This is a genomic window from Paenisporosarcina sp. TG20, from assembly GCF_000286315.1.
Taxonomy (GTDB): domain Bacteria; phylum Bacillota; class Bacilli; order Bacillales_A; family Planococcaceae; genus Paenisporosarcina.
In genome coordinates this window covers 1-6,434 of the sequence record NZ_ALJG01000166.1, presented here as the reverse complement: position 1 = coordinate 6,434, position 6,434 = coordinate 1, and the positions used below count along the sequence as shown (strand labels likewise).

Sequence of the window (6,434 nt, the reverse complement as noted above, 5' to 3'; positions counted from 1 at the left end):
TATCATACTAGAACCTACTCCTTTATCTTCCTGACTTCTCGCGGAAGGCATCCACAAAACGCTAAAGCGTGTATACAGGCAATATTTAGTCCAATCTATTGTTTAGGTTTTCAGTGGCCTCAGCTATTTTAAGCTAACTCAATCAACATCCTCTTTTAACCACTTTTTTAAAGCCATGGTTAACAGTGGACCAGCAATTAATAAAATGAAGAAAATCCTGAATAAATGAAAACTTGTGACGGTCGATAAGTCTGCTCCGGTCTCTAAAGCTGTAATAGACATTTCGGCAATTCCTCCTGGTGCAGTACTTATAAAGAAATCTAAAAACGAGTTGATTGGATGTATGGCGGTTAAGATATAAGCAATAAATGCAGAAAAAGCAATAAGCACCAAATTAGTCGTGATGATAGCACTAAACATACGCAAAGATAATTTATCCCGTACTTTTTCGAGTTGTAGTCCTAAATGTGTGCCGACAAATATTTGAGAAAGAATTAACACGATTGAAGGAACTTCCACAACTGGCTGGTTTGTAATGAATTGAACAATGGCCATTGATAATATAGGAGCCAAAAGTTCTGGCACTGGAAAATGAACCTTTTTCATTCCAATAAAAAAGGCTACGCCTAATATGATGAAAATTATAAAATGAGTCAGGTTAAATGTCGTCAAATCGGTGAGTGATACATCTTTTAAGTGGGTTCCCTTTGGAATCCATGCGGTTAAGAGTGGGACAATCGTTATTACCACAAATATACGAAACATTTGCATTAACATCACGACTGTCGAATTTGCTGATTTCACTTCTTCACTTAGTAGCACCATTTGAGATAATCCACCTGGTAATGATCCTAGGATACTTGTAGCAATTGATTCACCGGATAATTTCATAAACAAGATGCTAAGAAGAAGTGCTGCACCCACTATTGTAAACGTCATGAAAACCATTAACGGAAAATCAAACCACATAAGTTCAACGGATGATTTCGTAAAAGATGAACCTATTTGAATTCCAAAAAATATTAAACCGATTTGACGCAATAATTTTGGCCATTCAAATTGTAGTTTTGTAAATTGTCTCAATAGCAGTAACGACAGCATGGGACCGAGTAACCATGGCAAATAAATACCAATCCACTCAAACAACCAACCTGAGATAGCGGCAATCGCAAATGTACGTAAAATTATCCAAGACTTTCGCAACTCGAACTCACCTTCTTTCAATTGCTAAAAGTCGCAAACGATAACACTCAAAAATGTCCTAATACTCGTATGAGTACCAGGACATTCAGATTAAGTTAATTGAGCAAATACTTTATGGAATGCTTGTACAGTTTTTGCAATATCATCAGATGTATGAGCAGTTGATAAGAACATGCCTTCAAATTGTGAAGGTGGAAGGAAAATCCCCTCATCGGCCATCAAACGATAAAATTTGGCAAATAACTGTAAATCAGACGTTTTTGCGATATCAAAATTTGTCACTTTTTCATTCGTAAAGAAGAAGCCAATCATTGATCCCGCACGATTTACTGTATGTGGAATGTGATATTTAGTTGCAGCTTCACGGAAACCAGCTTCTAATTGATCTGCTAATTTGTTGAAATGGTCATACGTTTCTGGTGTTAAACGAGACAATGTTTCAAGTCCAGCAGTCATTGCAAGTGGATTACCTGAAAGTGTTCCTGCTTGATAAATTGGACCACTTGGTGCGATTTGAGACATGATTTCAAGCCTCCCACCATATGCGCCAACAGGGAGCCCACCGCCAATTACTTTGCCAAGACAAGTTAAATCTGGCGTGACATTAAAATAACCTTGAGCGCAGTTGTAGCCAACACGGAAACCTGTCATTACTTCATCAAATATAAGAACGGTTCCGTAATCTGTTGATAGATCACGAAGTCCTTCTAAAAATCCAGGTTCGGGTCCAACTACACCCATGTTTCCTGCAACTGGTTCAACGATTACAGCAGCTAAATCTTCCCCGTATTTCTCAAATGCAGCACGAACGCTCTCTAAGTCATTATAAGCTACGGTGATTGTATTCTTTGCTACCGCTTCAGGAACACCAGGGCTATCTGGTAATCCTAGCGTAGCGACACCTGAACCCGCTTTTATTAGCAAGCTATCCCCATGTCCATGATAACAGCCTTCAAACTTCAAGATTTTATCGCGTCCTGTGAACCCACGAGCTGCACGTAATGCACTCATAGTTGCTTCTGTTCCAGAGGACACCATTCGAACCATTTCAATTGAAGGAACGCGCTCCATGACTAGTTTAGCTAAATCATTTTCAATAACGGTAGGTGCACCAAAACTCGTGCCTGATTGTGCAACTTTTTGAATAGCTGACACGACGTCTGGATGAGCATGACCCAATATAAGTGGTCCCCATGATAAGACATAATCGATGTACTCATTACCGTCAATATCTGTAATTGTTGCGCCCTTTCCACTTTCCATGAAAATAGGATCCATATCGACTGATTTAAATGCACGGACAGGACTATTTACACCACCTGGCATTAATTTTACAGCTTCACTAAACGCTTGTTTTGATTTTTCGTAAGAACGTTCCATTATTTTTCCCCCAACCAACGTGACACGTCTTTCGCGTGATACGTAATAATTAAATCGGCTCCTGCTCGTTTCATGCTTGTTAACGTTTCAATTACAATTTTCTTCTCATCAACCCAGCCATTTTGAGCTGCCGCTTTTACCATGGCATACTCTCCACTTACATTGTAAGCAACTACTGGTAAATCAAAGTTGTTTTTCACGTCACGTACAATATCTAAATAAGATAAAGCAGGTTTCACAATAAGGAAATCTGCACCTTCTTCAACGTCAGACGCTGCTTCACGCATTGCTTCACTACGATTAGCGTAATCCATTTGATACGTTTTTCGATCGCCAAATTGTGGAGCACTATTTGCTGCTTCGCGGAATGGCCCGTAGTACGCAGATGCGAATTTTACCGCATAAGACATAATCGGTAGATGTGAAAATCCAGCTTGATCTAATCCGTAACGAATCGCTGTAACAAATCCATCCATCATGTTTGAAGGGGCAATAATATCCGCTCCTGCTTTCGCTTGCGCAACGGCTGCAGCTGCTAGTAAATTAAGTGTTGGATCATTTAAAACTTGACCATTTTCAATAACCCCACAATGACCATGATCTGTATATTCGCATAGGCATGTGTCTGCTATGACAATTAGTTCAGGGTGACGGTTCTTAACAAAACGAATGGCTTCTTGAACGATGCCATGATCATGATAAGCTTGTGTTCCTTCAGCGTCTTTTTCGAGTGGAATTCCAAATAAAATAATCGAAGGAATTCCTAGTGATACGATTTCGTCCACTTCCTTCCCTAAGTGATCTAGGGACAGTTGGAACACACCGGGCATTGAAGAGATGGGATGTTTAATATTCTCCCCTTCGGCAACGAAGAGTGGATAGATTAAATCCTCTGTATGTAATTTAGTTTCGCGTACCATTGAACGTAAAGTTTCACTATTTCGCAAGCGGCGATGTCTGTTGAATTGAAGTTCTGTCATTTAGATAAATCATCCTTTCTATAAGCAATTTCTTGAACGAGCCCGAACCATGTATATATTTTAGATTGTACATGAACATGCGCCCCATAGCTTTCTACTTCAGCCGCTGTTACTTGACCAATAGCCGCTATTTTGATTTGAGTCCATCCAGTTGTTGGGGCAATATAACTTGCAAAAATATCTACTGAAGAAGGACTTGCAAACGCAACTGTAGAATTCGGATTTTGCATTAAATAAGCTAATAACCTTTTCACATTGTCCATATTCGGATGTGTTTCATACACGGTCCATTCATCGACTTGTTGGGTTAAACCTTCTTTTATCGTTGCCTTTGCTAAAGAACCCCTTAGAAATAGGCAGGATTCTGATTGGCTTGTGACCTTTGGAAACTGTTGAACAAAATCAGTTGCACTATAAGTAGTGGGGATGAACGCCACTCTGAATCCAATTTCTTCTAACGCTTGTGCCGTTCTACTTCCAACCGCAGCAATTTTACATGTAAAGCTATCAGCTGAAATTTCGTTTCTTGTCAGTTTTTGTTTAAACGCGAATACAGCGTTTTGGCTAGTGAATATCAACCAATCATATGCGGAAACCTTTTTTATAAAGTCTTCGTCTTGGTGTGTATCTTCTCGAGTACTTATGAGAGGAAAAACTTCCACTTTGCCTCCCAGTCTTTCTACCTCACGAAACGCCTCATCTGACTTTGGTTGACCTGTAAAGACAATTGTTTGTCCTTGCAAATCAATGTTTTTAGACATCTAATTCGGCTCTTACTTGTTGGATCAGATCATAAGCGCCTTGTTCACTTAAAGTCTTAGCCACTTCTAGACCTGCTGTTACAGCTTGAACATTTGAAGAAGAGTGTTTAAATACTTGTTGAGCATCAGGTGAAATGACTAGCCCGGTAAATTCAACTTGACCTTTTTCGATTGTCGCATAACCAGCGATAGGAACTTGACATCCACCATCCATCGCGTGTAAGAATGCACGTTCTGCATGCACAGCGTTCCATGTATCTTCATGAGTTAATTTTGCCATTTCTGCTAATAACTCTTCGTCATCTACACGACACTCAATGGCTAAAGCACCTTGACCGACCGCAGGTAAGCACTCTTCCGGTGATAAATATTCCGTTACCACATCGTCACTCCAACCAAGACGTTTCAATCCAGCTGCTGCTAAAATGATCGCATCAAATTGATCCGTTTCGAGTTTTGCTAACCGTGTATCGACATTCCCACGAATCCAGTTAACTTCAATGTCTGGACGTAGTAATAAAAGTTGAGCCGAGCGGCGTAGACTACTTGTACCGACCACTGCACCAACTGGTAGGTCCATAAATTTTACATGATCGGTTGAGATGAAAGCATCCCGTGGATCTTCACGAGGAGGAATACACCCTATGACTAACCCTTTTGGTAATTCTGAAGGCATGTCTTTCATACTATGAACAGCAAAATCAATTTCTTTGTTAAAAAGAGCTTGTTCAATCTCTTTAACAAACAATCCTTTGCCTCCTACTTTAGAAAGTTGAACGTTAACGATTTCATCACCTTTTGTCACAATTTCTTTAATTTCAAACTCAAATGGTGCTCCCGCTTGTTTCATTTGGTCAATGAACCAATTCGTTTGTGTTAGTGCTAATTTACTTCTTCTAGAGCCTACAATAATTTTTCTCATATTCAACAACCTTTCTTAGATGAAGTTCAAAAAGTTTCTTTTGAACCTTTATTAATTTAATACCAAAAATGAAAATCAGATAATCGACTTCCTAAGAAGAAATTGATTAATACTAACAGGAAAGCATAAACATGACCCCAAGCATAGCTAAGTCCATATAAAGTTCCTTTTTTGCGTCGATATAATAAATAACCATATACAAACAACAGGATAAATGATCCTATAATTTTTACATCAATGAGGGAAAATTCATTGAGGGTTACATAAGCCCATTGAAGTCCAAGAATTAGGCTTATAAGTAAAAACGGGACACCTGTGGCGATTGATACCGTCATGCCCTTCTCTGTTTGTCCAAGAGAGGGTAGTTCACTAAATTGTTTAGTCCATCTTTTTCTCTTTAATAATCGATACAAAATATGATATAACGCTGAAAAAACAAAAGATAACGAGAATGCGACATACGATAATATTGCAAACGTCACATGAATAAATAACAACTCTGAAACGAGTGCTTCCCCGACGGGTGACCGTTCAATTTGAACAGGTGCAAATGTATGAATAGTCATAAAAATAAAACCAATTAAATTCAAGAAAAATACTGGTACCATCACGCGATATGTATGGTGGAGCACGATAGATAATGTAATCAATAACCATGCATAAAAATAAATCCCTTCAAATAACGTCAAAATCGGAAATCGTTTTGTTTCAACAATATATAAGATTAAAAATACCGTTTGCAGTAGCCACACAGTGCTTAGTAGCCAAAATGCAATGCGGTGAGCTTTTGAATCTTTCTCTAAGTAATTTGTGAAGTAAAATACAAGACTGATTGCATAGAGTATAACCATACCTTCATGCAGCCTTGTCATGGTTAAATCCGCCACTCCCTTACCCCTTTTCGCTATTAGATATAGAGTTGCCATTTAACTGGCGTTTTAATCTATTCGACTAGTAGAATCTCATAGTTTGCAAACTCAAGACTATGATAAATAGGAATTCCGATTACATAGTTCCGCTTGCATTGTTATTTTTGTTAACTTCTAATCTATATAGAAGTGACAACGTTTTCAGCAAAAATAAGAAAAACCGTGCAAAGTGCTCCCGGTCCTTTCAGAAAGCACAAACCTACTGCACTATAACCTTTAGAATAAGACAGCCTTCTATTTAAGTCTAGTGATTTCCGTT

6 protein-coding genes are annotated in these 6,434 nt (G+C 38.7%); all 6 read right to left on the bottom strand.

Annotation, left to right across the window (positions count from 1 at the left end; translation table 11 throughout):
• Positions 1–138: 138 nt before the first annotated feature.
• Positions 139–1,203: an AbrB family transcriptional regulator gene (locus B371_RS0102425; protein WP_019412727.1), complete on the bottom strand. Its 1,065-nt coding sequence runs from the start codon at positions 1,201–1,203 to the stop codon at positions 139–141.
• Positions 1,204–1,293: 90 nt separating this feature from the next.
• On the bottom strand, positions 1,294–2,583 hold the full coding sequence (hemL, locus tag B371_RS0102420; protein ID WP_019412726.1) for a glutamate-1-semialdehyde 2,1-aminomutase: 1,290 nt from the start codon (positions 2,581–2,583) through the stop codon (positions 1,294–1,296).
• Positions 2,583–3,563 carry a porphobilinogen synthase gene (hemB, locus tag B371_RS0102415; RefSeq protein WP_019412725.1) on the bottom strand — a complete coding sequence of 327 codons (981 nt, stop codon included), beginning with the start codon at positions 3,561–3,563 and terminating at the stop codon, positions 2,583–2,585. The genes hemL and hemB overlap by 1 nt, the downstream gene beginning before the upstream one ends.
• Positions 3,560–4,324: a uroporphyrinogen-III synthase gene (locus tag B371_RS0102410; protein ID WP_019412724.1), complete on the bottom strand. Its 765-nt coding sequence runs from the start codon at positions 4,322–4,324 to the stop codon at positions 3,560–3,562. The genes hemB and B371_RS0102410 overlap by 4 nt, the downstream gene beginning before the upstream one ends.
• The gene (gene hemC, locus B371_RS0102405) at positions 4,317–5,246 is read right to left on the bottom strand and encodes a hydroxymethylbilane synthase (protein WP_019412723.1); all 930 of its coding nucleotides are present in this window, start codon (positions 5,244–5,246) and stop codon (positions 4,317–4,319) included. Before hemC ends, B371_RS0102410 begins: the two co-directional genes overlap by 8 nt.
• Before the next feature lie 56 nt (positions 5,247–5,302).
• Complete coding sequence (locus B371_RS0102400; RefSeq protein ID WP_019412722.1) at positions 5,303–6,133, bottom strand: inner membrane protein YpjD; 831 nt, start codon at positions 6,131–6,133, stop codon at positions 5,303–5,305.
• Positions 6,134–6,434: the final 301 nt, after the last annotated feature.